We start from the raw sequence: 24,855 nt of genomic DNA on the forward strand, positions 1-24,855 counted from the left end.
GTAATAATCAGTTGTCGAAAAGCGCGATAAACATCTTCTAACTGATTTCCCCGACAGTATTCCAGTACATCTTTCAGTACTGATTCTTGTACCTACGCCACCACATCATTACCCGAAACTTGCCATTCTGTAGCAAAATCGGAAACTACTCCGTCTTCTATAACGCTGACATCTGGTGAAAGATATTTAATCTCTTGGGCTGGTTTCCAGGAAGCAATTGATGTTTCCGCCCAATCAAAAAATTGAGGTAGGTTCTCTGGGGCTTGTTCTCCCCGTAGTAAGGAAGTTAAGTACATACGGGACATTCCAATGCGAAGGGCTTCTGGTACTTGACTTCGCTTTTCTAGCTCCAGTTTTTCCCACTGCACCACACCAGTAGCCAGATACCGCAGAGTATCCGTCACAGATAGCTGTAAGGAGGCTTTTTCTGGTTCAGATGTGACGAGGAGGCGAAGACTGCGGGCGCTGTGGTCATCCCATTCCACGTCTATACCGCGCATAGTTTGCAACCACTTCTGAACTGTTGCTTTCTGACGTGGTTGCATTCCGAGTTCTTGACACAACTCTTCTAGAGTTGGTCCTTGTTTATGGATGCTGAACCATTGCTGAAGTGTATCCAGAATTTTTTGTCGGTGTTTGGTGATTTTCATTGTTCACCCTCCTGTTTAGCAGAAGTGTGACACCCACCAAACTGGCATGTCAATCACCTGTTTCCATGTTTCCACTAAGTTTCCAAAGTTTCTATCTCACCAACTATTGAATAGAAATGTACCTCAAAACCTAACTAAGTACAAATCTCCATAAAAATGAGTCGGAATTCTGTTTTTTGTAGCTTAGGTTTTGTTCTTCCACCCAACTTTCAATTTGGATTTTCGACCTTTATTAATGACGGTGCGTACTAAAAGATAAAATTGCCCAGTCTCTTTTGCAATTAATTCAGTACCGATTCACGTTGCTCTCAGTATGACAGATGGCTATTAGGTCAGTTATGCATTGTTCAGGAGAAATAGCTAGTTTTTGTTGCAAAAGCTAAAGATTCTGTGCCATTCAAGAGTTATATAAAAAACAAAAATAACCTGCAACAGAAAGGTTATGAAAATCATGCGTACAAATACTGAATTATGGAGTTAGACCCCTCATAAGTTCAGTGAAACGACGATGGCTTATTCTTCCCTGACTAAGCAGAATAATAACAGCTTAGAAGAAAATATACGCAACTCCATTATCTCAGGAATAGGAGTTACAACAAAGGAATGTATATGGCAACAAGTGAGTCCTCTTTACGAACTGATGGTATAGAATTATTACACTTGTACCACCAGAATCCTTCTATTAAACTTCGTAATAGACTTGTACAGTTACATACTGGCTTAGTACGGAAGATGGCTCATAAATTCAGCCATCAATGTAATGAACCTTATGAAGATTTAGAACAAATTGGGTATTTTGGTTTGATTAGGGCTATTGAGCGTTTCGATCCCAGCCAAGGATATGCTTTTAGTTCCTTTGCTGTGCCTTACATTCGCGGTGAGATGCTGCACTTTTTGCGCGATCGCAGTACTCTATTAAAGATTCCCCGCCGTTGGCAAGAATTATACAATGAAGGGCAAAAGATTCGCAAGGACTTAGCGATGTCTTTAGGTCGCCAGCCTAAAGATGCTGAAATTGCCAGTGAACTTCGGGTATCTGTACAAGAATGGCAAGAAACCAAGTTAGCCGCTCAAAATCGGATGCCTTTAAGTTTAGATGCAACCGCAGTTAACTATGTTGATTGCCAAATAACCTTGGGTGAAGCACTTCCTTGTCCTCGTTCTCATGTTCTTTTACAACAAGAAGAAGAACGCCAACAACTGCAAGGTGCAATCAATATGTTGGAAGAAAAGCCCCGTATGGCAGTCGAAATGGTATTTTTGAAGGAACTTTCTCGCAAGGATGCCGCTAAAAATATTGGCACTAGTCCAATGACAGTAACGCGCTATTTGCAAAAGGGAATCCAGGATTTGATTTGCTATTTACAACCACAGGTAATGCCCACTGGTTCGTAGTCGTACTGAGTCAAAAATCCAATGACTAATGACTAATTATCTAGATTTTAAATCAGCGATCGCACCTTTGGTCATAGCAGCAATAGCTTGATCTGTCGCTTTTGGCAAATGATAATATTTACCGCCTGCTGTTTGCGATAATTCTTTAGCAAAGCCAGTAGACACAAATTTACTTTCTGTATCAATTACTAATAGTTGCATCCCCAAAGCACGAATTCTAGCAGCAATTTCTAATAATTCTCCTTTGATATCTGGCTTTTCTCCTGGTTCAAGCTGTTCACCTAAAGAACGCGCTAAGGGAATATTACCCCGCCCATCGGTGATTGCTACAAGGACAACTTGCCCAATATCTCCACTCATCTGGGCATTTAAGCCGACGCGTACAGCTTGAGTTAAACCATGCGCTAAAGGCGAACCCCCACCACAGGGCAACCTTTCCAAACGGTTACGCGCCAAAGCAATAGAACGCGTTGGAGGCAATAATACCTCTGCTTGTTCTCCCCGGAAAGGAATTAATGCTATTTGATCGCGGTTTTGATAAGCTTCTGTTAACAGTTGCATGACTGCACCTTTAGCCGATTGCATTCGATTCAGGGCCATTGAGCCAGAAGCATCTACCACAAACACTACCAACGCCCCGGCTTTACGTACCAGGCGTTTCGAGCGAATATCAGGTTGTTCGACAATAACTTTTCTATCTGGTTGTCTTTCTCTGCGTGCTTTTTGATAAGGAGCCGCAGCTCTCAGTGTTGCATCTACTGCAATGCGTCGCGCTTTTCCCTTGGGTAACATTGGCTTAATGTAGCGTCCCCTGTCATCGGAAAAGATGACACTGCGACTACCAGATTTACCTTGCCGCTTTGCTGTTTGAGTAAAGTAAAGCACGCTGTCATCAAGAATTACCCCTTCTGGATCAAAGATAAACTCTTCTGGGATGCTGGGCGGTTCTTGCTCTTGATTTTCTTCCTGTTCTTCTTGTTCTTCTTGTTCCTCTTCTGATTCGTCTTGGGGTTCTTCTTGATTTTGTTGTGGTGGTGGAGGCGGAGGTGGTGCTTGATCTGGTGGTGGTGTCTGCACAACTGTGGCGCGTGGTACAATTACCAGTTCTACGGCACGGCGCAAATCTTCGGCATTAACTGTTGTTCGTCCCTCTAAAGCCGCAGCCGCTTTGGCAACCCGCGTGGCGAATAACTCGGCGCGATGTCCCTGAACTCCTCCGCGAATGGACTCATCCACTAAGTAGGCAATTTGTTCATGGGTGATGATGACTTCTTTTAACCATTCCCGTGCCAAGATGATTTGGGTTTTGAGGGAGTCTAAGTCTTCGTTGTACTGTTTGAGGAAGTCTTGGGGAGATTTAGAATAAGCGATCGCTTGTTCAACTGCTGCTACTCTTTGATCTAAGCCGAGTACACCGTCGGCAGAAAGTGCGATCGCAATTCTATCTAATAAATGCTCCCGTAATCCACCTTCTTCTGGATTATAGGTGGCAATAAATAGGGATTTGCACGGATGCTGAAAACTAATTCCTTCCCGTTCAATCTGGTTGCGTCCCTCAGATAATACTGTTAAAAGCTGATTTGATATTTGGTCATCTAATAAATTAATTTCATCTACGTACAGTACACCCCGGTTTGCTGTAGCGAGTAAACCAGGCTGAAAAATGGTATCTCCTTGTTTTACAGACTTTTCAACATCAACTGAGCCAAGGAGTCGGTCTTCTGTAATACCTAGAGGAATTTGCAAAAAAGGCGCAGGAATAATTTCGACGGGTACATCTTGAATGTCTTTGTCTGCGTACTCCGCCAAAAGTTGATCGTCCCATTCTTCTGGGTGGTTGGGGTCACAATTGCTGATTGAACCTTTGACAACTTCAATCGGTGGTAGTAGAGCGTGGATAGCACGAGCCATTACAGATTTTGCCGTACCACGACGACCTGCGATCGCTACTCCTCCCAAACCAGGATCAACGGCTGCTAACAGCAAGGCTAATTTAATTGCTTCTTGACCGACTACAGCTGTCAAGGGAAAGGCAGTGATGGTGGGGTTGATAGTAGGCGCAGTCATTGTTTGCTTTCATAGCGAGTCTCGGCCTTTAGCATACCAATTTCTGGCACATTTAGAATAAGTATTATGGCAATGAGAGAAAGGTAAGGTTATGAGTATTGCTCAGGCTAAACGCTTCACACTGGATGAATACCACAGGCTTGGAGAATGGGGCTTTTTCCATGAAGATGACCATATTGAATTAATCAACGGGGAAATTATTGAAATGGCATCCAAAGGTAAAGCCCATGAAACTTGTTTAAGGAATTTATGGAAACAACTTCCAAAGATTGTAGGAGATAGGGCAACTCTACAATCTCAAGCCCCAATTACTTTACCACCTAACAGTGAACCTGAACCAGATTTTGCGATTGTTCAAAACCGAGATGATAATTATCTCTCTGCTCACCCTAAACCGACTGATGTGTTATTGGTGATGGAGGTTTCAGATTCTTCTTTAGCTTATGACCAAGATGTGAAAATACCTCTCTATGCTAAAGCGGGTATTACTGATTATTGGATATTCAATTTATTCGATAATTATTTGGAAGCTTACAGTGAACCATATCAGGATAATCAAGGTAAACATGGTTATTCAAATAAGCGAATCTTCCTGTCCACTCAGGTGATAAATTTTCCTTGTTTTCCTGATTTATCTCTCGATTTGAGTAGAGTGTTTCCGCCAAAGCTGAATTTTTAATCTTTGTTATATGATTCAGTCATAAGGCTAAGGAGTAAGTTTTATGGCTTATAGTGATTTTAAACTTCTTGACACACAGATTAAGCTCATGTTAGATATATAACAACGGCAGCAAAACAAATGCACTCTAAAACAAAATTCGACAAGTGCAAATTATTGATTGTTGTCTAAGAACGTAGAATCCCTAGCTTACCGCTAAGTATCGCGTTATTCCTTCGGCTGAACATTCAGCCTGATGTCAGGTCAATTGATTGATTAGACTATCAGCAAGGAAAACAATATATTTGCGTGAATGTTCGGCGGAATGAATAACCTGATACCTAGCAGTAAGCCAGGGATTTTACCTTCTTAGACTAGAAATCAATTAAATTTGTAAATAGAGAGCCTAGCAAGGAAAAGGGAAATACTTTTTTAGTATAAATCTCTTTCATCAAGCTAGGCTGCTACTAGATGTGTAATTCCTTGAAGCTGTCCGGTTTCCTTAAACCAACTCTGGACATACTCAAATGACAAGCTATCATCTAACCTCCAAAAAACAAGCAAGCCAGAAAAAAGATTATACTGGAATTTTTTGCGATATTCAGAACGTTCCCTCAATCATAAAATTCGCTAGTTTGGTACTGCAATTTGCAGAATCTAACGGGACTGTATCTTGCAAAAATATTTATTACAATTCACAGCGTCAAGACCAAGTAGCTTCCTCAAATAAACTAAAAGAGCTTGGTTTTAGATGTGTGAATGTTCCTGACACCTCAAAAAATAGTGCAGATAAACGACTTAAAGATGACTGTTATGAGGCAGTTGCTTTTAATTCTTCTCTAAAGAATATTATCTTATTCTCAGGAGACAAGGATTTTGCTGTATTAATTTCCATTCTCAAAGCTATGGGTAAAAAAGTCATCGTCTTTGCTCAACGAGGTAGTGAGAGTCCAAAGTTGATTAAACTGGTTGGTAATGATAACTTCTATTTTGTAGATGAATTACCTGAGCTAGTTGACAATAGCAAGAAGACTCAACCTCAAAACACGGCTATTGTGTCTCAGATTAATTACAATGAGGCTATAGAGTATTTAATTGAAGCTATTAAAACTGCCTCAATCCAAGATAAGCCTACAGTATTTGGTTGCATTGATAGATTGATGCGTCAACGTTGTGGTAAGTATCAAGGATATTTATCTATTTTTACAGATGATGGCAAGAAATTTAAAAGTTTTAGCCAGTTTATTGATGTTGCTGTCAAGGATGGGAAAGTCAGAAAGCAAAATCAGGAGTTATTTTTAACTGAGTTAAATATACTGGCTGCATAAAATAGCTTTGAAAAACCCAGTCAAATAAAAAACTGGGTTTTCCCAAAACACCGCAATTTGCGGTGTTTTCATGTCTGAACAAAAAAACAATTGTCAAGTTTCCCAACAGTCAATTTCTGCAACAAGACACAAGATAAAATGCACAAACTTTTAATATTTCATAATGAAAAACTTCTGCGACAAGCACTTACCCACCGTTCTTACGTTCATGAAAACCCTGGAGAAGGCGAACACAACGAACGGCTAGAATTTCTCGGTGATGCTTTGCTGAATTTCTTAAGTGGTGAGTATCTATATAGTTGTCACCCAGAAATGGGAGAAGATGAATTAACACGGCGGCGTTCGGCGTTGGTAGATGAGAAACAATTAGCAAAGTTCGCCGAGGAGGTAGGTTTAGACTTTAGGATGCGGTTAGGAAAAGGCGCAATTCGAGACGGAGGCTACCAAAATCCTAATTTACTTAGTAGCACCTTTGAAGCAGTTCTTGGTGCTTACTATTTGGATAATGATTCCAATATTGAAGCAGTTCGCGCAATTATAGAACCACTATTTGATTCTGTAGATCCCAAGCACATAGTTGTGTCTCGTTCTAATGTAGACTCAAAAAATCGCTTTCAAGAATGGGTGCAACGCAACGTTACTCCAAATCCTCCCAAATATTTCACAGAACAAATAGGTGGCCCTTCTCATGCACCAGAATTCATAGCCAAGGTATTGGTAGATGAAAAAATTTATGGCGAAGGTAAGGGACGCAATAAGAAAGAAGCAGAGAAAGCTGCTGCTGAGGATGCGCTAACTAAGTTGAAAAAACAAGGGTTATTGTAAAAATGTTTTTTGATTTCACGCAGAGGTGTAGACAAAAATTTTACGTCTTGGCGCGAAATCAACTCTCTATTTGTAAGGGCAAAATTACAGTGAAAGTAGAACCAACTCCCACCTCAGAAACTAAGTTAATTTGACCTTGTAGTAATTTTACTAACCGCGAAACGATCGCTAACCCTAATCCTGTACTATCAGGGAGATAGGGACGATCGCTAAAACTGACCCGAAAGTAGGGTTCAAATATCTGGGCTTGATTTTCTGGTGCAATGCCAATTCCAGTGTCAGAAACTGCGATCGCACATCTCTCGTTATCCAACACCTGACACATTATAATAATAGTCCCCGACTCTGTATAGCGAATCGCATTGCTAATAAGATTTGTAATAATTTGTTGGCATTGAAAAGGATCTGTGATTAGTTCTTTGGGAGCGCGATCGCAATCTACTACGACTTTTAAATTTTTTCCAGCAGCTAGAGGTTCCAACATTTCACAGATATTATTGATTAATTCAGGCACATCTGTGGGTGCTAGTTGAAGTTTTATCTGTCCTGCTTCATAGCGCGAAAGTTCTAATACATCGTTAATTAGGTGGAGTAATTGTCTACCGTTACGTAGTACCCTCTCAATATGTTCTAAATTGGTTGAGGTGTCTTTTATCTGTGTCTTGCGTCGTTGTTGGCGTAAAAACAGATCCGAGTAACCAATAATGGAAGTTAGAGGATGTTTCAATTCGTGGGCTAGTTGCGAAAGATACTCTTGATTGGCGCTCATTAAGCGCGTAAGTTCTTCATTATGGAGCGTTAGTGATAATTGCAACTGCTGTAATTCTCGCAAGCGTTCGTCAACATAACTCTTAAAACATCGAGCGATCGCTTCGTCTATGATAGCGTCAATCAAACGCATAGAACGAATTATATCTACAGGTGTTCCCTTTAATAAATCTGCGTGTATGGCATCAAATATTACCGTTCTCAGCAGATGATATTCTCTGGCAATTTCTGCTGGGTCAAAACCTTGTTCTGCTCGAATAGCTCCATGCTGAAAACTAGCAGTAACTATCGACTGAATATCATTATCCTGAGATTTTGAAAGCACTGTTACCATTGCTTGTAAAACATCAGGGATATGATCCTTTACTGCTGTATAAGATAGGTCATCAGCACTTTCAATCCGTCTATCCTTGCGAACTGCTGCAACCCATTTATCGATGATGGTGTCCGTTTTTTCAGCCAGTACTTGACTAAAATCCATTATGTTAAATTCAGCTAGGAGATAGATGAGCAAACTGCCATATCCAATTAGTTTAGCGAGTGCAGTGGTTTTTTACCAAGTTTATGAATTTAATTCACCTACCAAAAGAAATAGATTTTACATATTCGTTTATTTGCTGATTAACTCTCAGTATCTAAAACTTGTCTAGTATAATTTATTTTACGTTAATAAATATTAAGCAAGCGGATAACAATATTAATGCTTGACTCAATTATATTATTTAGCTTTGTTTGCAAGTAATTCACTTACAACAGAGTAAAAATATAAATTTTATTTATTCCCAAAAATCAAGGAGATGCGCCGAATTGCAGTATTAAAATCAACAATATTTATCATCGAACAGATGGCTTTTACTGAGCATCAATGTTATATTATGCATAATTTAGTATCCATTAGAGTAAGTCAGCCTAATTCAGCGTGTCACAGTGCATAACGCTGGAGCGGAGGAACCAAATTGTGGGGCGTATCTCATAGAAAGTGAAGAGTTAAAAGTGAGAAGTGAAAAGTTAACTCAGCACGGGCTGAACGCCCCGCGACCGCTAACAGCACTCGATACTCAGCACTCTAAAAAGAAGGGCATCTCTCAGCCCTAGCCCGTCAGCTAACTTCGTAGGCATTGGGAGGAGACTGAAGAGACGGCATTTTTATAATGTTCCGATCTCATCGGTGTCCAAGGCTGGTACTGCTCGGATTCTTTGTACCTGCACTTAAATCTGTTGAGGTCGTAAATGATATTTCAACTAAATCTGGCTGCGATCGCAGCGATCGCAACACAAGCTGCCTGGAAAAAGACAAAACCTGTCGTCCTCAGAGATGTGTTTATTTTACCAGTATTGGGCTTCTTGGGAATAATTGTGCTGTGGTGGATTATTGCACTTGCCAACCATGAATTAATGCCTACTCCACCAGAAGCGCTCATTGCTAATCTAGACTACATCTTAAATCCCTTCTACCAAAGAGGCCCAGGTAACTTGGGAATTGGTTGGTTGTTGATCGCAAGTCTGCGCCGGGTATTACTGGGTTTTTTGTTAGGAGCGGTAGTAGCGATTCCTGTGGGGTTTTTAATTGGGATGTCTAGACCGGCAATGCTAGCGCTTAATCCGATCATTCAAATTTTTAAACCCGTATCACCCTTAGCTTGGCTTCCTATCGCCTTAGCAATTTTCAATTTAGCAGATCCTTCAGCCATTTTTGTCATTTTCATTACCTCCTTATGGCCGACAATTATTAATACCGCTTTAGGAGTTTCTAGCGTTCCCAAAGATTATTTAGATGTGGCACAAGTGCTAGAAATGCCCCGTTGGAGAAGGATTACCAAAATAATTTGGCCTGCAAGTTTACCGTATATTTTTACAGGTTTACGGATTAGTTTAGGTATAGCTTGGCTAGTAATCGTCGCCGTGGAAATGCTTACAGGTGGTATTGGTATCGGCTTTTTCGTCTGGGATGAATGGAGTCGTTTAAACCTAAGTTCAGTCTTTTTAGCTGTGTTCATCATTGGCTTAACTGGGTTAATTTTGGATTACGCCGTGGGCAAACTCGAAGAATTAGTAACCCATCGCCCGAAAACTTCCAACTAACAAAATTCGACTTCTATCAAAACAGCAAGATGTAACCAGACTCTGCGCTTCTGCGTGAGCAATTCATCACCAATGGAGCTATAAAAATGGGTGATATAAACTGGACTCGACGAGATTTTATTAAGGGAATAGGAGCAACCACAACCGGGATAGCGCTATCCTCCTGTGGAATTTCAGGAGATAGATCCGCCAAAGGGTTAACAGAAGAAGCCTTAGCTGTACAACCAGTAGTTAGATCGCAAGACCTAGAAAAATCCGATCTCACCATTGGTTACGTTCCCGTTAATGATTGTGCGCCATTTGCGATCGCCTGGAAAAAAGGCTTCTTCCGCAAATATGGTTTGAACGTCACACTCAACCGCGAGGCTAGCTGGGCCACCTCCCGCGACGGTTTAATTTTTGGTCGCCTAGATGCTTCACCCGTAGTATCTGGTGCTGTCACCAACGCCAGAATTGGTGCAGAAGGCGCACGTCACGCCCCCTTGTGTGCAGCAATGACCATTCACCGCCACGGTAACGCCATGACGATGAACAAAGCTATGTGGGATTTTGGGCTGCGCCCGTGGTATGAGTATCAAGAAAAATATGGCGATGGTGCTTTAGAAGCCTTTGGGCGCGATTTCCGAGGTTACTTTGACAAGCAACCGTCAGAAAACAGAGTTTGGGCAGTAGTATTAAGTTCCTCCATTTACGAATACTTTATCCGTTACTTATCCTCTGCCGCAGGTGTTGATCCCCTGAAAGAGTTCCGCGTCATCATCGTACCGCCACCCCAAATGGTGACAAACGTGCGGATTGGTGCAATGCAAGCTTACATGGTTGCAGAACCCTGGAATACAAGGGCAATAACAGGTAACGAAAACATCGGCTTTACCTTTGCACAAGGCAAAGAAGTCTGGTTAGGACACCCAGATAGACTTTTAGGAGTGATGGAATCTTTCATCGATAAATATCCCAAAACCTATCGTTCTCTAGTTAAGGCAATGATTGAAGCTTGCCAATATTGCAGCAAAGCAGAAAACCGCCAAGAAGTTGCTGAACTGCTTACAGAACGTTCCTTTACAGGTGCAAGACCCAAAAAGAAAGATGCCCCAATTGCGAAGTTTACCAGTCCCGGAATTCTCGGAAACTATAACTATGGCGGCTTTGATGGCAAAGACCGCACCATTAAAGCCGATGATACTACGATTTTCTTCGATATTCCTGACAACCTTCCGAAACAGCCAGGAGAACACTCAACATTCTTGTGGCGATCGAGAAGTATCTGGTTGATGACACAAGCAGCACGGTGGGGACAAATTAAGGAATTCCCCAAAAATGCTGAGAAACTAGCCGGACAAGGCTGGAGAACAGATTTATATCGGGAGATAGCATCTGAAATGGGCATCGAGTGTCCCAAGGATGATTACAAGGTCGAACCACCAGAGGTATTTATAGATAAGAAAGGCTTCGATCCCAGTGATCCTGTGGGCTATCTGAATAGTTTTGCTATCAGGGCTAACGCTCCCACTAACTTTTTCATGTCTTAAATCCCAACTTTAAATCTTGATTCTGGCAATTTTAGATTTTAGATTTTCGGTACAAGTCGCAGTTAATCCAAAATTGATTGACTAAATTATTTCGGGAGCCTTTGATGATGGAATATACCTCATTACCTATTAATACCCAGACAGGAGTTCTGCCCCGCACTGGATTTTTAGAAATTGAAAATTTAGTCAAGTCTTATCCGACACCTGATAAAGATAACTTTGTCGTTTTAGATGGAGTTAATCTAACGATTGGTGAAGATGAATATATTTCTGTAATTGGTCACTCTGGTTGTGGGAAATCAACTCTATTAAAGATAGTAGCTGGTTTAGAAAAAGCCACTTCCGGATCAGTTCGGCTTGATGGCAAAGAAATTCGTCAGCCGGGAGCCGAAAGGATGATGGTATTTCAGAACTATTCATTGTTGCCTTGGTTAACCGTGCGAGAGAATATCCGTTTAGCTGTGGATGAAGTGCTAAAAAATGCTAATCGGGCTGAAAAAATTAGCATTGTAAATGAACACTTGGCAATGGTAAACTTGACGGCGGCAGCTGACAAATATCCTGATGAAATCTCTGGAGGGATGAAACAACGAGTAGGTATTGCCAGAGCCTTAGCAATTCGTCCCAAAATGTTGCTGATGGATGAACCTTTTGGGGCACTAGATGCACTAACTCGTGGCAAATTGCAACGGCAGGTATTGGATATTTGGGAAAACCATCGGCAAGCAGTGATGATGATTACCCACGATGTAGACGAAGCAATTTATATGTCCGATCGCATCGTCTTGATGACCAATGGCCCATCTGCTAGTATAGGAGAGATTTTAGAAGTTCCTTTTGAGCGTCCACGCGATCGCGCTGCCATGCGAAACTCAAAAGAATATTTTGAACTCCGTAACCACGCCCTGAATTTCCTCGATCGATATTTTGCCCAAGACGAGTAAATTAGATTATCATTTTTTTTAGTGGGTAGCCTAATTCAAATTCATCAAAGCTGGATTTGGAACGGAGGAACCAATGTTTGGGGCTAATCTTACGAGAGACACCTTCCAGTCTTAGCCCGTCAGCTAACTCCGTAGGCAATGGAAGGAACCCCCAAGATTTTGGCTGTAATACAGTTATTATTGGGGTTTCCTAGACTGATTTTCAGATTTGCAATTTTGGTTATCGTTACTCAATTTAAAATCCAAAATTGTTCGACTGAGGGTAGCCGAAGTCCAAAAATCTAAAATTTGTCCCCCTGCTTCTTTCTCATTACTAATTCATTTCATTGGGAGAAGTAAAGCTGTGCAAATCAAGCCAATGTTAGCACGTCTGCAAAGTGCCACAGGTCGAGATGACTTAATTGAACAAATGGTACTGCTGCCAGAACCAAAAAAACCTTTTTCTAAAAAACCTCAAGAATCAAAAGCAGTTAACTTAATTGTTGCATACAACGCATCTCCTAACAGTCATACAGCACTAGATATTGCTTTCTGGATTGCCCATCAAACCCGTCTAGCTACTAATGCAGAAGTTACAGTTCAGGCTGTTTATGTATTAGAAGACAATCAAAGCAGTCAATATCCAAATATCTTGAGCTTTCCACAACAGCCTTCATTAGAATGTCAAATTAGTGAAGTATCAAAGTCTGTGACACAGGTGTTAACTCAACCCAAATTGCAAACAGTGGTAACTCCCTTGCAACAAGCAGATATAATTCTCTGGCAAGCCCGAAGTCTGGCTGAAGAATGGCAAGGTTCCTTCAAATCTCATTTGCGGTTTGGCAGCATTTCCACAGAACTTCACAAAGTTGTTGAATCAGAAGCCGCCAATATTCTATTTCTCGGTTGCCAATCTGTTAATCATCCGATGATTGAAGCATTAGGTTATAATTTCCCCTGCGCCGTTTTGGGTATTCCCAGTTGTATTGATGAATAGTCGCTGTTTAAAATTTCAGTAATTTTTATCCAATTGTAATCATAGATAAGTCACCTAAAACTAGGTGGCTTTTTTCACTAATATGCAACAAATAAAACTTCAGGAGTAAGATGTGGACAACTGGCAAGCAATCCTTAGTGTAATTACATTTATAAGTGTCATTATTTTAGTGATGACCGAATGGGTACATCTCACCATCGCGGCATTATTGGGAGCATTATTATTAGTTTTTACCAACGTCATGACTTTAGAAGAAGCTGTTGGTTATATCGGCAACAGTCATGGAACACTAGGTTTATTCTTTGGAGTTATGGTGCTAGTACGAGCTTTTGAGCCTACCAAGATATTTGATTATTTAGCAACTCAAATAGTACTCTTAGCTAAGGGACAAGGCAAGCGTCTATTACTCGGTATTGTGGCTATTGTGACACCCATCTGTGCAGTTTTACCAAATGCCACAACAGTAATGTTGTTAGCGCCTTTAATTCCACCAATGGCAAAGGAAGTGGGGATAAATTTTGTTCCCTTGTTAATTTTAATGGTATTTGTTGCTAATAGTGCCGGACTCCTAACTTTAGTTGGAGATCCAGCTACCTTTATTGTTGGTGATGCTGTAAATATCAGCTTTACAGATTATTTATGGGAATTGAGTTTAGGAGGGGTAATTGCCGTTGCTATAGTAATTGCAACACTACCATTTTTATTTCGTAAAATTTGGAATACTCAGTTAGATAATTTAGAAGAACTGCCACATCCACAAATTAATCATCCACGAGCTTTAAGCTTTGGTGCAGTTATAGTATTTTTCGTCCTGCTATTTTTTGTCGTTGGAGAAACTCTACCAGTTCCAGTTTCGCCTGCTGCCGCAGCTTTGTTAGGAGCAGCTTTAGCTTTATTGTTATCTCACCATAGCAAAATCGATTCAGTTAACAATATTTTGCGGGATGTAGACTGGAGTACATTAATATTTTTTATGAGTATTTTTGTGCTAATTGGAGGGTTAGAAAAAACAGGTGTAATTAATGGTTTATCAGGAATATTGGCAGCAATTTTAAGAAAAAATATTATCCTAGGTTCCCTAGTTTTATTATTTTTTGTAGGTATATTATCCAGCGTAGTCCCAAATATTCCTTTAGTGGTGGGGATGGTTCCCTTACTCAAACAATACATTGTGACTGTGGGATTAGCACCCGCAGAAGTTCTAGCCCAAGATTTTCAAGGGCAGTTTCCCCCAGAAGTATTACCGCTTTTTTATGCCATGATGTTTGGTGCAACTTTGGGAGGTAATGGCACATTAGTAGGGGCATCATCTAATATCGTCGCTGCCGGTATTTCTGAGCAGCATGGACGACGCATCTCGTTTAAAACTTTCCTGCACTACGGCATTCCAGTGATGCTGTTGCAACTGGTAGCTTCGGCTTTGTATGTGTTGTTTCGCTTTTTACTTTAGATAAAGGTAGGGGCAATTTATGAATTGCCCCTATCTGAAAACTAGGGTTTAGATTATTATTTGCGGAAGTCTTATATAGCTGTAGCTACTAATAGCCAATTATGTGCAATACATCGCGTAAGACACTATAGCCAGCTAAATCCCAAAGCAAATAGGCGAGAAAACCAATTGCTGCCAAACGACCGTTCCAGATTTCGGCTTGAGGAGTCCAGCCAAACAAAAAAGCATTGCGGTCTACACCATTGTAGGCTTTAGCAACAGGTGCTAAATCAGTAGAAGATCGAGGTTCCATTTTTTTCTCCAATATCCAGTAAGTTTTCAAAGGTTCAATATTTAGTAGCCAACTAAGTGCAGTACGTCGCGTAAAACGCTATAGCCAGCTAAATCCCAAAGTAAATAGGCGAGAAAACCAATTGCTGCCAAACGACCATTCCAAATTTCGGCTTGAGGAGTCCAGCCAAACAGAAAAGCGTTGCGGTCTACACCGTTGTATTCTGGTGCAACAGGTGGTAAATCAGTAGAAGACCGAGTTTCTTGAGTTGCCATTTGTTTCTCCAAAATTTATTAGCTTTTGAGATGTTTAATTTCTAGCAGTCAATCAGATGTAAAACATCGCGCTAGACACTATAACCGACTGAATTCTAAAGCAAATTATTCTTTATGCAAGTATTGGCAAATCCCTGGAATAATGAGTTGCCATCTTGTTGTCGTCAACAATTCATTTGTTAACTTTAATGTAGCTATTTATAACTAAATTGCTTTCTGCCTGTAGGCACAAACTACAGGCACTTCTTGGGGACGATAATCAACAACATATTAGTGCAGACAAATCCACCCTGAGAGGGTGATAAAAAGATAATTATAAATAAATGTAAAGTTCTAGTAATCAAACTATAGCTTGGGCAAAATCAATCATTTTGATTAAGCAGTTAAAATTAAGAGCGTGGCAGCCAAGAATTAACCAAATTTTTAACTACTTTTATCGTTAGATAATAAAATTTATATCTTTTGCTGTATATAGTTTTCAGCCTTTGGAGAGATGCTTTCAACAGCTAAATTCTACGATTCTGAACTAAACAGTTAGGTATTGCCATAGGTACAGACAAAAATACTAAGAGTTGCTTCTCAAGAAAATCTTAATTCCCCAAATTTAAACTTAGTAGAAGGAAATACAATGTTCCAAAGTACGGAAATCATGCTGGGACTCTACAAACCACTATTGTGGTTAGCACAGGTTCCAGTAGATCCCTCAAACGTCACGCCAGCACAGGCATCGGTTCTGACTTCCGGGCCGCGCTTTTTTGTGGCCTTAATCTCCGGCGTGATCCTAGCCTTTGCTTTCCAATTAGTTCTAACTAATCTCTCCCTTGCAGCCGGGATTTCCTATCTGGGGCACTCATCTGACTCGGATTCAGATTCTGGGGAAGTCGGAAGTTTGGGCGGCAGCATTCGCAAAATCGGCACAGCAGTAGGGATTTGGACGTTATTCACTGTAACGATCGCTTTATTAATTGCCTGTTTCCTGGCAGTGAAATTAAGCCTTGTAATCTTAGATCCAGGATTGGGAGCAATTCTCGGTTTGGTGATTTGGGGTGCTTACTTTTTACTCCTGGTTTGGGTGAGTTCCACTACTGTGGGTTCCTTAATTGGCTCAGTCGTCAATACGGCAACTTCTGGTTTTCAGGCGATTATGGGTACAGCTACAGCCGCACTAGGCGCGAAAGCTGTCAATAATCAAGTTGTCGCAACAGCTGAAGCCGCCGCCGCCGCCGTTCGCCGAGAACTAGGAAGCGGCATCGACCCTGGAAGTATTCGGGAAAACATAGAAGATTATTTAGATAAGCTGCGTCCACCAGAGTTGGATGTGTCGAAAATTCGGAGTGATTTTGAAAATTTACTCAACGATCCCCAATTAAAAGCGATCGCCGGGACTCCAGATATTCGCAACATCGACCGCCAAAAGTTTATCGAGTTAGTCAGCAGCCGTACCGACCTTTCCAAAAAAGACGTTACCCGCATTGCTGATACTTTATATAAGGTTTGGCAACAGGTAGTAAGTCAGCATTCACCCACTGAAGACCGGATGGGTGAGTTAATGGATTATCTGAAATCACTTCCAGCAGGACAAAGTAAGACAGATGAACTTAACGCCAAGCTGGATCGATTAGTTGCAGAAACACGTGGTTCCAAGGAAGCTGACCAAAAGGCATCTACTGTTGGGCCAATTCAAAGTACAATCCAGCAAGGACTATCCGCCTTAACCGGCATTGTGTTAGGACGGGCAGATTTATCTGATTTGGATGTGGAAAAAATCTTAGGTAGCCTTACCACAGCCAAAGATAAAGTCACCCAACAAGCAGATAAGTTAGGTTTGCCAACACCATCACAACCCTATAGCCCAATTCGATCTGATATCGAAAATTATCTGTACAACACTTATGCTTGGCAACTAAGCCCAGAAAGAATTGCCCAAGAATTTCGTGATGTCATTTACGACCCAGCAGCTGACCCTGGAATAGTCCGCAGAGAACTAGAAAGATTATCACGTAACGATTTCGTCAAAATTCTCCAACAACGGGGACTACTTACCCAAGCCCAAATTCAGCGCATTGCAAATCAGCTAGAAGTTGTCCGCAAAGATGTGCTGGTGACAGTTACAGGTATCGAAGAAAGAGAAATAGTCCAAGACTTGCAACGCGCAGTAGAAAGTTATCTGCTCGTTACCCCGAAAACAGATTTGACACCTGAAGGCATTGAACAGAATTTTAAACCACTGTTGCAAGACCCAGATGCAGATTATGAAACCCTGACATTACGACTGGCGCACATTGAACGTCAAGAAATCCGGGAGATATTGCTAGAACGGAATGATATCCAGCTATATGAAGTAGACAGCATTCTGGATGAATTGGAAAAACAACGCGATCGCGTCTTGATAGAATCCAAAGGATTAGCTGAACAGGCACAATATCAAGCAGAAACCCTGTGGCTGAATGTAGAATCATATCTGCGTAACACCGGGAAATCAGAACTGAATCCTGATGCCATCCGTGCGGAGTTTAAAAAGCTATTAGAAGATCCCCAAGCTGGAATTAGTTCAATTCGGGCACGGTTGTCTCGCTTTGACCGCGATACCTTAGTGCAATTATTGAGTCAGCGCCAAGATTTGAGTGAAGATCAAGTTAATCAAATCATCAATGCGGCTGAGGAGTCGTGGCATAATATTCGCCACACACCCCAAGCTGTAGTGGATAAAGCCAAAGAGCAATACGACTCTGTTACGACCACGATCGCAGACTATCTACGGAATACTGGTAAACAAGAACTCAATCCTGAAGGTATTCAGCGAGATTTGAGCAAATTGTTTGAAAATCCCAAAGAGGGAGCCAGCGCATTACGCCGTCGATTGTCGCAGTTAGACCGAGATACACTGGTGAAGTTGCTCAGTCAACGTCAAGACTTGAGTGAACAACAAGTCAATGAAATCATTGATTCCACCCAAACTTCGATTCGTAACTTTGTACGTGCGCCTCGTCGTTTAGCTACCCGCACACAGCAAAGAGCAGAAACATTCAAAGCTTATCTAGAAGAGTATTTGCGCCAAACTGGTAAAGAAGAACTCAATCCTGAAGGTATCAAACGCGACTTGCAACTACTATTGCACGATCCACGAGTCGGGGTAGAAAGTTTTAGCGATCGCCTTTCCCATTTTGACCGTTCTACCATCATCGCCCTGCTGAAAATTCGGGAAGATATGTCTGATGAAGAAGCAGCGCGGATTGCCGATAACATTGTCTCCGTCAGGGATCAATTTGTAGAACAAGTGCGGAATATCCAACGAGGCATTCAAGATGCAATTGATGGGGTTTTTGCCCGCATCCGCAACTATCTTAACTCCCTGGATCGCCCGGAACTAAATTACGATAGTATCAAGCGCGATGTCCGCACATTTTTTGACGATCCTCAAGCGGGATTTGATGCCCTGCGCGATCGCCTATCTTCTTTTGATCGTGAGACTTTAGTAGCAATTATGAGTTCTCGTGAGGACATCTCTGAGGAAGATGCCAACCGGATCATCGACCAAATTGAACGGGCCCGCAACACAGTATTGCAACGTGCAGAACGCATACAGCAAGAAGCCCAACGCCGCCTAGAACAGGTGAAGCATCAAGCACAGCGACAAGCTGAAGAAACCCGCAAAGCCGCAGCTACAGCAGCGTGGTGGCTGTTTGCCACAGCATCCGTCTCCGCCGTTTTCTCTGCATTAGGAGGAGCGCTGGCTGCAAGGCCCTAGTTTAACAAGTTGTCTCCGCTCACATTTAAGCCTCTCATTATCGGGAGGCTTTTCTATTTGTCATTTGTCATTTGTCATTTGTCCTTCAATATAGTTCAGTTAAGGCTAAAACTCTTTGCCAAAGTCAATTTTTTTTAACGTAGACGCGGAGCAGTGAGCCAGTCCGGTGGACGGGTTCCCCGGCATAAAGGAACTGGCGAACCCGTAGGGCTTGCCGCAGACTACCGCAAAGAGAACAAAGAAATGCTTAAAAACCAATGACCAATGACTAATAGACATCTCCGAAAAAGAATGTAGAGACGTAGCACTGCTAAGTCTCTACAAGGTTTATGGGTAACGCATATTTAATTTCTGGAGATGACTAATGACCAATGACAAATGACAAATGACAGCTTAAGAAACGCCATACTTCTTAAACCATGCCAAAAGACGTTTCCAACCGTCCTTAGCATCTTTCTCGCGGTAGGAGGGGCGATAATCGGCAAAAAAAGCGTGGGGTGCATCGGGGTAGACGATGATTTCAGATTTGCTGCTGCTAGACTTTAAGCGATCGCGCATCTGTTCTACTGTATCAAGGGGAATACCCGTATCTTTGCCACCGTAGAGTCCGAGAATGGGGACTGTCAACGCCGATGCAATATCAACTGGATACTTGGGCTGAAGTTCGGTAGCATCGCCCACAAGTCGCCCATACCATGCTACACCTGCCTTCACCTTGGGATTGTGTGCCGCATACAACCAGGTAATGCGGCCGCCCCAACAGAAACCTGTAATCGCCAATTTATTGGCATTGCCTTTAGCTGATTTCACAGCCCATTTTACCGTCGCATCGAGATCGGATAACACTTGAGAATCTGGTACTTTGGCAACAATTGGGCGAATTTCGTCTATACTGCTTAACTTAGTGACATCGCCTTGACGGATGAATAATTCCGGTGCGATCGCCAAATATCCCAACTGAGCAAAACGACGAGTAACATCTTGAATATGCTCGTGTACACCAAAGATTTCTTGAATTACCAAGACAATTGGGAAATTTTCACCAGTGGCGGGTGCTGCTCTGTAGGCAGGAATTTCACCATCTTTGACGGGAATCTTCACTGCACCAGCTACCAACCCCTTAGCATCGGTAGCGGTGACTTGAGCAGAAATGGGTTGCACTGCCAAGGCAAAACCCGTCGCCAAGGTGCTTGTTGCGATAAATTTGCGGCGTGTTATTTCTTTCATCATCTCTACCTTAAATTGGCGGAAACTTTATTGTTGGTTATCAGTACAGTAGTACGACAACAAATATTACAATTTATGAATCAGTTTACCGTAATATTTTAGATTCGTTTGCTGTCCAAATGTTTCTTCTATGTGGCTTTGGTCAGAGAAAAGCCGCCTGTACTGGCAAAGAATAAGCCACGGGACTAAACAATTTTCGGTACTGAGTCACCTTCTGACTGGGTTCCTTTATCTCAAATGCGCGGAAGGGTAGGTGTACAAATTCTATAATCCCCAAAAAGTGCTTCTATTCCAGATACAGTAAGGCTTTCAACCCATTACTCGCCTAATCATAATCCGCGCAATCTCTGAAATACTTACCAAAAGACGATTTCAGCCTTTAAATTTTTCTGGCACTCTTTCCAAACAAATTCTGTAATGCTATGATTGCCCTTGAATCGCGCAACTGTACCTTGAAAATTAAATACAGCTTGGGTTTCAGGCTCCCGCTATTGCAATTTATCAAAATCCCTATTAGGGATTGAAACGCCAATCCTGTAGCAGGAGGCGCGGCGATTACGCTCATTGCAATTTATCAAAATCCCTATTAGGGATTGAAACGGTATATGGACATCCAGAGAAGCTACCTGGCTCACATTGCAATTTATCAAAATCCCTATTAGGGATTGAAACACAGACTTCAGTCTCATCACCGACCGCAGTAACTATTGCAATTTATCAAAATCCCTATTAGGGATTGAAACCACTAAATTTTCTCGATGCGAGAAACGAATGTGTAATTGCAATTTATCAAAATCCCTATTAGGGATTGAAACAGCCTCAATAATCCACGACCACGTACCCGGCACATAATTGCAATTTATCAAAATCCCTATTAGGGATTGAAACTTTATAGGATAGACCAGCGCCCAGTGGCGCGGCAGGATTGCAATTTATCAAAATCCCTATTAGGGATTGAAACTGAGCTGAAACAGGATTAACAGCAGAAACAGAAGATTGCAATTTATCAAAATCCCTATTAGGGATTGAAACTCTTTCTGATAGAATTAGATGGCAAAAATACTTAATTGCAATTTATCAAAATCCCTATTAGGGATTGAAACATGATGGGCAAGTTCATATAATTGGAGGTAAATATATTGCAATTTATCAAAATCCCTATTAGGGATTGAAACCAGTCTTTGCCTGACGAGCTTTTAGCTTTCACACTTATTGCAATTTATCAAAATCCCTATTAGGGATTGAAACTGGTTCATGCAGAAACTACTGTAACCACTGACATTGCAATTTATCAAAATCCCTATTAGGGATTGAAACATACCTATATGATATTGCTTGCCATTGTTTGATGAATTGCAATTTATCAAAATCCCTATTAGGGATTGAAACAAGTGAATTGATAGCCAAAGGTGAGAACGGATACCATTGCAATTTATCAAAATCCCTATTAGGGATTGAAACCTACTATCCGTTTCTGTGAGCCAGACAAAATTGGAAATTGCAATTTATCAAAATCCCTATTAGGGATTGAAACTTTACCATACAGGTAATCAATGTTTTCATAACATTGCAATTTATCAAAATCCCTATTAGGGATTGAAACGAAATTCAGCCACGTGAGAAAGTTTTAATTAATTATTGCAATTTATCAAAATCCCTATTAGGGATTGAAACATTTTTGTGACCAATGTGTTTTTATAGCTTTAAATATTGCAATTTATCAAAATCCCTATTAGGGATTGAAACACAAAAGTTTCTGAAAAACCACCCAGTTTTAAAAATTGCAATTTATCAAAATCCCTATTAGGGATTGAAACATCTCCAGCAAGAATGAGCGCTCTTAAAACTAGAATTGCAATTTATCAAAATCCCTATTAGGGATTGAAACCTATGATGATTATTGTAACACAAATCATCAAAATTGCAATTTATCAAAATCCCTATTAGGGATTGAAACTTTAAAGCGCTCATTCTAGCAGGTGATGACTGCCATCATTGCAATTTATCAAAATCCCTATTAGGGATTGAAACATTATCAACACGATACCAAATTTGACCATCGTAACATTGCAATTTATCAAAATCCCTATTAGGGATTGAAACTTGTACATAACCTATAGACAGTACTTGACACTATTATATTGCAATTTATCAAAATCCCTATTAGGGATTGAAACGAATATATCCGAAGCATCAAATACGCTACCTGGGATTGCAATTTATCAAAATCCCTATTAGGGATTGAAACCCCAAAACTCAAGTCGCAAACATGAAGATAATCTGATTGCAATTTATCAAAATCCCTATTAGGGATTGAAACTTTCTGCTTTAGCTCTCGCAAAGCTTCGCAAAAAGATTGCAATTTATCAAAATCCCTATTAGGGATTGAAACCCTATAATATCGAATGGAAATTTATTTGATGCAATTGCAATTTATCAAAATCCCTATTAGGGATTGAAACCAAAACTTTGCTTCTGAAAAAGAAGTGGATGAAATTGCAATTTATCAAAATCCCTATTAGGGATTGAAACCAAGAGAATACTGGTCAGTGGTTCCCTTTTGAAGATTGCAATTTATCAAAATCCCTATTAGGGATTGAAACCATGAATGGCACGGGAACACGGAAATCAAGAGAGTATTGCAATTTATCAAAATCCCTATTAGGGATTGAAACTGACTAACCACCTCACCCGGAGTAGTCAACACTCGGATTGCAATTTATCAAAATCCCTATTAGGGATTGAAACGCGGTTACGAGTCCAACTGATAAATTCTTTGGTGGATTGAGTGGGCACTAGAAAGCATCGACTTGCAAAAGTCAATTTTCTAAAAATAAAAACACGGATGAATACTGATAATTTATCTGTATCCATCTGTGATTATCTGGTGTCAATACCTGGGAATTAAACCATTAAACTTGTTGTATTTCTGGACGACCATCTTCAACCACAAATGAAGCCCGCTTACTAATCGTGCCAAATGGGGTTGTGACATTTGACATCACCAAATAGTCTGTCTGCCAGTTTGTGGGAGTCAGAGAACAGCGAACATAACCCCGTTGATTATTAAAAAACTTAATGTGTGGGTTATCTGGTAAGTAAGCTTCAACTGCGGGGCTGGTGTCTGATCCATCTCCACCGGAGCTAATTGAAGAACAGACGAATTCACTGCCAACTGTGGCGGATTGTGGATTATCAAAGTTAGCTTTGAGATTCATCGCCCAGTGGGAATGTACATCACCTGCCAAGGATACTGGATTAGAGGGCTGGCGCTGTCCGAGGAAAGCCATGAGGCGATCGCGCGAAGCCACATAACCATCCCATTTATCCATGCTGTAAGTTCCGCCTTCTCCTGGTTTCATGTCTCGTTGAGCAATCGGAACCTGCTGTGCCAAAACATTCCACTTTGACTGTGAGCTATTTAAACCATCGAATAACCAAGTCTCCTGTGCCTTACCGGTAATGGTTGCATTGGGATCTAAATTCTCTGGGCAACGTTCTTTAGTGCCATCACCACAGGGCTGATCGGTGCGATATTGGCGGGTATCTAAGACATGGAAGGTTGCTAAATTACCAAAGGAAAGCCGACGGTAAAGTTGCATATCGGGGCCAACGGGACGCGAAAAGGGGCGCAGTGGCATGTGTTCGTAGTAAGCCTGATAAGCAATAGCCCGCCGTTGAAGGAAAATAGCCCGATCCTGATCTGGTTCAGTATCAATTTCTGAAATATTGTTGGCGTAGTTGTTTTCTACTTCGTGGTCATCCCAGGTAACAATCCAAGGAAATGCTGCATGGGCTGCTTGGAGATTGGTATCAGTTTTATAAAGGGCGTGACGGTTGCGATAATCTTCTAAGGTGAGAATTTCTGAACTATTGTGCTTTCTGGGAGTAGTGGTTGAGATTCCCCCTTCATAGATGTAATCACCAACATGCACTACTAAATCGAGGTCGTCCTGTGCTAGATATTTGTAGGCGGTATAGAATCCTTGCTGATAGTTTTGGCAGGAGACTAGACCAAAGTTAAATTTACTCAAATAGCTATTTGCTAAAGGCGCTGTACGAGTGCGACCAATAGGGCTAGAGTCTTGACCGACAAGGAACCGATACCAGTACCAAGTATCAGATTGCAGTCCTTCTACCACAACTCGCACTGAGTGAGCTAGTTGTGGGGTTGCAAGTACCGTACCTCTAGAGACAATGCGCCTCATATCAGGATCAGTTGCTACTTCCCAGCGAATTGGCACATTCACAGGTGGCATTCCACCTCCCTCTAAGGGTTCAGGAGCCAGACGAGTCCAAATCACTACGCTGGTAGGATAGGGTTCACCCGACGCTACACCCAAGGTAAAAGGATAATTAGAAAATCTACCTGTAGCGATCGCTGTTTGATGAGAAAATTGATTAGCGATCGCTAAACCAGACAATGCTCCTGCCCCGATAATTAAGTTGCGTCGTTTCATTCGACTATGCAAGAACTGCTCAAAATTCCGGTAATCTACCATTCTCTACTCCTGAGTAACAGGTAAGTTAAAGCACAGCAACAGCTAACACAAAGAAGGCAGGGTAATCGTAGGCAAACTTAGTAATTAATTCCCTTACCAAAATCAGGTTTTAATTCCCATTTTTCCCATTATTATCAATGTGTTAGATGTTATGTCGCTA

17 protein-coding genes, 1 CRISPR repeat array and 2 riboswitches are annotated in these 24,855 nt (G+C 41.3%); of the genes, 10 read left to right on the forward strand and 7 right to left on the reverse strand.

Features of this window, described 5'->3' with window-relative positions; all coding sequences use genetic code 11:
• Positions 1-92: 92 nt before the first annotated feature.
• Positions 93-650, reverse strand: a complete 558-nt coding sequence (locus IQ274_RS36395; protein WP_228058109.1) for a hypothetical protein — start codon at positions 648-650, stop codon at positions 93-95.
• A gap of 609 nt (positions 651-1,259) precedes the next feature.
• On the opposite strand from IQ274_RS36395, the gene IQ274_RS08710 reads away from it, so the two are divergent.
• Positions 1,260-2,045: an RNA polymerase sigma factor SigF gene (locus tag IQ274_RS08710; RefSeq protein WP_163929671.1), complete on the forward strand. Its 786-nt coding sequence runs from the start codon at positions 1,260-1,262 to the stop codon at positions 2,043-2,045.
• Between the two features lie 36 nt (positions 2,046-2,081).
• Here IQ274_RS08710 and bchD read toward each other — a convergent pair whose 3' ends face one another.
• Positions 2,082-4,112 (reverse strand): magnesium chelatase ATPase subunit D, encoded by a 2,031-nt coding sequence (gene bchD / locus IQ274_RS08715; protein ID WP_194142000.1) that lies wholly within the window; start codon positions 4,110-4,112, stop codon positions 2,082-2,084.
• 91 nt (positions 4,113-4,203) lie between these two features.
• On the opposite strand from bchD, the gene IQ274_RS08720 reads away from it, so the two are divergent.
• The 3 genes from IQ274_RS08720 to rnc all read left to right on the forward strand — a co-directional run bounded on the left by IQ274_RS08720 (position 4,204) and on the right by rnc (position 6,923).
• Entirely contained in the window at positions 4,204-4,791 is a 588-nt protein-coding gene (locus IQ274_RS08720) for a Uma2 family endonuclease (RefSeq protein WP_194142001.1), read from the forward strand.
• A 506-nt stretch (positions 4,792-5,297) separates the two neighbouring features.
• Positions 5,298-6,098, forward strand: a complete 801-nt coding sequence (locus tag IQ274_RS08725) for an NYN domain-containing protein (RefSeq protein WP_194142002.1) — start codon at positions 5,298-5,300, stop codon at positions 6,096-6,098.
• 138 nt (positions 6,099-6,236) lie between these two features.
• Entirely contained in the window at positions 6,237-6,923 is a 687-nt protein-coding gene (gene rnc, locus IQ274_RS08730; RefSeq protein WP_194142003.1) for a ribonuclease III, read from the forward strand.
• A gap of 58 nt (positions 6,924-6,981) precedes the next feature.
• On the opposite strand, the gene IQ274_RS08735 is transcribed toward rnc, so the two are convergent.
• A complete protein-coding gene (locus tag IQ274_RS08735; protein ID WP_194142004.1) occupies positions 6,982-8,172 on the reverse strand; it encodes a sensor histidine kinase in 1,191 nt (396 codons plus the stop codon).
• A 415-nt stretch (positions 8,173-8,587) separates the two neighbouring features.
• Positions 8,588-8,824, forward strand: a riboswitch (cyclic di-AMP (ydaO/yuaA leader).
• A gap of 97 nt (positions 8,825-8,921) precedes the next feature.
• On the opposite strand from IQ274_RS08735, the gene ntrB reads away from it, so the two are divergent.
• The 5 genes from ntrB to IQ274_RS08760 all read left to right on the forward strand — a co-directional run bounded on the left by ntrB (position 8,922) and on the right by IQ274_RS08760 (position 14,672).
• Positions 8,922-9,773 carry a nitrate ABC transporter permease gene (gene ntrB, locus IQ274_RS08740; protein ID WP_194142005.1) on the forward strand — a complete coding sequence of 284 codons (852 nt, stop codon included), beginning with the start codon at positions 8,922-8,924 and terminating at the stop codon, positions 9,771-9,773.
• A gap of 86 nt (positions 9,774-9,859) precedes the next feature.
• Positions 9,860-11,302, forward strand: coding sequence for an ABC transporter substrate-binding protein (locus IQ274_RS08745; protein WP_194142006.1), 1,443 nt, complete (start codon positions 9,860-9,862; stop codon positions 11,300-11,302).
• 107 nt (positions 11,303-11,409) lie between these two features.
• Positions 11,410-12,246 (forward strand): ABC transporter ATP-binding protein, encoded by an 837-nt coding sequence (locus IQ274_RS08750; RefSeq protein WP_163929682.1) that lies wholly within the window; start codon positions 11,410-11,412, stop codon positions 12,244-12,246.
• Positions 12,247-12,263: 17 nt separating this feature from the next.
• Positions 12,264-12,396, forward strand: a riboswitch (cyclic di-AMP (ydaO/yuaA leader).
• A 208-nt stretch (positions 12,397-12,604) separates the two neighbouring features.
• On the forward strand, positions 12,605-13,222 hold the full coding sequence (locus IQ274_RS08755; RefSeq protein WP_163929681.1) for a universal stress protein: 618 nt from the start codon (positions 12,605-12,607) through the stop codon (positions 13,220-13,222).
• A 112-nt stretch (positions 13,223-13,334) separates the two neighbouring features.
• On the forward strand, positions 13,335-14,672 hold the full coding sequence (locus IQ274_RS08760) for an SLC13 family permease (protein WP_194142007.1): 1,338 nt from the start codon (positions 13,335-13,337) through the stop codon (positions 14,670-14,672).
• An 88-nt stretch (positions 14,673-14,760) separates the two neighbouring features.
• Here the strand turns inward: IQ274_RS08760 and IQ274_RS08765 are convergent, their stop codons facing one another.
• Positions 14,761-14,964: a high light inducible protein gene (locus tag IQ274_RS08765; protein ID WP_163929662.1), complete on the reverse strand. Its 204-nt coding sequence runs from the start codon at positions 14,962-14,964 to the stop codon at positions 14,761-14,763.
• 41 nt (positions 14,965-15,005) lie between these two features.
• Positions 15,006-15,218: a high light inducible protein gene (locus tag IQ274_RS08770; protein WP_012408059.1), complete on the reverse strand. Its 213-nt coding sequence runs from the start codon at positions 15,216-15,218 to the stop codon at positions 15,006-15,008.
• A gap of 628 nt (positions 15,219-15,846) precedes the next feature.
• Here IQ274_RS08770 and IQ274_RS08775 point away from each other — a divergent pair.
• On the forward strand, positions 15,847-18,966 hold the full coding sequence (locus IQ274_RS08775) for an MFS transporter (RefSeq protein WP_194142008.1): 3,120 nt from the start codon (positions 15,847-15,849) through the stop codon (positions 18,964-18,966).
• Positions 18,967-19,359: 393 nt separating this feature from the next.
• On the opposite strand, the gene IQ274_RS08780 is transcribed toward IQ274_RS08775, so the two are convergent.
• Positions 19,360-20,193, reverse strand: coding sequence for a dienelactone hydrolase family protein (locus IQ274_RS08780; RefSeq protein ID WP_194142076.1), 834 nt, complete (start codon positions 20,191-20,193; stop codon positions 19,360-19,362).
• Positions 20,194-20,683: 490 nt separating this feature from the next.
• A CRISPR array of direct repeats spans positions 20,684-22,941; the repeat unit is 37 nt; unit sequence ATTGCAATTTATCAAAATCCCTATTAGGGATTGAAAC.
• A 164-nt stretch (positions 22,942-23,105) separates the two neighbouring features.
• Complete coding sequence (locus tag IQ274_RS08785) at positions 23,106-24,695, reverse strand: alkaline phosphatase D family protein (RefSeq protein WP_194142009.1); 1,590 nt, start codon at positions 24,693-24,695, stop codon at positions 23,106-23,108.
• Between the last annotated feature and the right edge of the window lie 160 nt (positions 24,696-24,855).

Origin of the sequence: Nostoc sp. LEGE 12447, from assembly GCF_015206985.1 — a bacterium.
Taxonomy (GTDB): domain Bacteria; phylum Cyanobacteriota; class Cyanobacteriia; order Cyanobacteriales; family Nostocaceae; genus Nostoc.

Excerpts from the sequence above, each read along its gene's own strand:
- IQ274_RS08770 (WP_012408059.1), bottom strand. The coding sequence starts at position 15,218 with ATGGCAACTCAAGAAACTCGGTCTTCTACTGATTTACCACCTGTTGCA.
- IQ274_RS08735 (WP_194142004.1), bottom strand. The coding sequence starts at position 8,172 with ATGGATTTTAGTCAAGTACTGGCTGAAAAAACGGACACCATCATCGAT.
- IQ274_RS08775 (WP_194142008.1), top strand. The coding sequence starts at position 15,847 with ATGTTCCAAAGTACGGAAATCATGCTGGGACTCTACAAACCACTATTG.
- IQ274_RS08755 (WP_163929681.1), top strand. The coding sequence starts at position 12,605 with ATGTTAGCACGTCTGCAAAGTGCCACAGGTCGAGATGACTTAATTGAA.
- IQ274_RS08745 (WP_194142006.1), top strand. The coding sequence starts at position 9,860 with ATGGGTGATATAAACTGGACTCGACGAGATTTTATTAAGGGAATAGGA.
- IQ274_RS36395 (WP_228058109.1), bottom strand. The coding sequence starts at position 650 with ATGAAAATCACCAAACACCGACAAAAAATTCTGGATACACTTCAGCAA.
- IQ274_RS08750 (WP_163929682.1), top strand. The coding sequence starts at position 11,410 with ATGGAATATACCTCATTACCTATTAATACCCAGACAGGAGTTCTGCCC.
- IQ274_RS08785 (WP_194142009.1), bottom strand. The coding sequence starts at position 24,695 with ATGGTAGATTACCGGAATTTTGAGCAGTTCTTGCATAGTCGAATGAAA.
- IQ274_RS08725 (WP_194142002.1), top strand. The coding sequence starts at position 5,298 with ATGACAAGCTATCATCTAACCTCCAAAAAACAAGCAAGCCAGAAAAAA.
- IQ274_RS08780 (WP_194142076.1), bottom strand. The coding sequence starts at position 20,193 with ATGAAAGAAATAACACGCCGCAAATTTATCGCAACAAGCACCTTGGCG.
- bchD (WP_194142000.1), bottom strand. The coding sequence starts at position 4,112 with ATGACTGCGCCTACTATCAACCCCACCATCACTGCCTTTCCCTTGACA.
- rnc (WP_194142003.1), top strand. The coding sequence starts at position 6,237 with ATGCACAAACTTTTAATATTTCATAATGAAAAACTTCTGCGACAAGCA.
- ntrB (WP_194142005.1), top strand. The coding sequence starts at position 8,922 with ATGATATTTCAACTAAATCTGGCTGCGATCGCAGCGATCGCAACACAA.
- IQ274_RS08765 (WP_163929662.1), bottom strand. The coding sequence starts at position 14,964 with ATGGAACCTCGATCTTCTACTGATTTAGCACCTGTTGCTAAAGCCTAC.
- IQ274_RS08710 (WP_163929671.1), top strand. The coding sequence starts at position 1,260 with ATGGCAACAAGTGAGTCCTCTTTACGAACTGATGGTATAGAATTATTA.
- IQ274_RS08720 (WP_194142001.1), top strand. The coding sequence starts at position 4,204 with ATGAGTATTGCTCAGGCTAAACGCTTCACACTGGATGAATACCACAGG.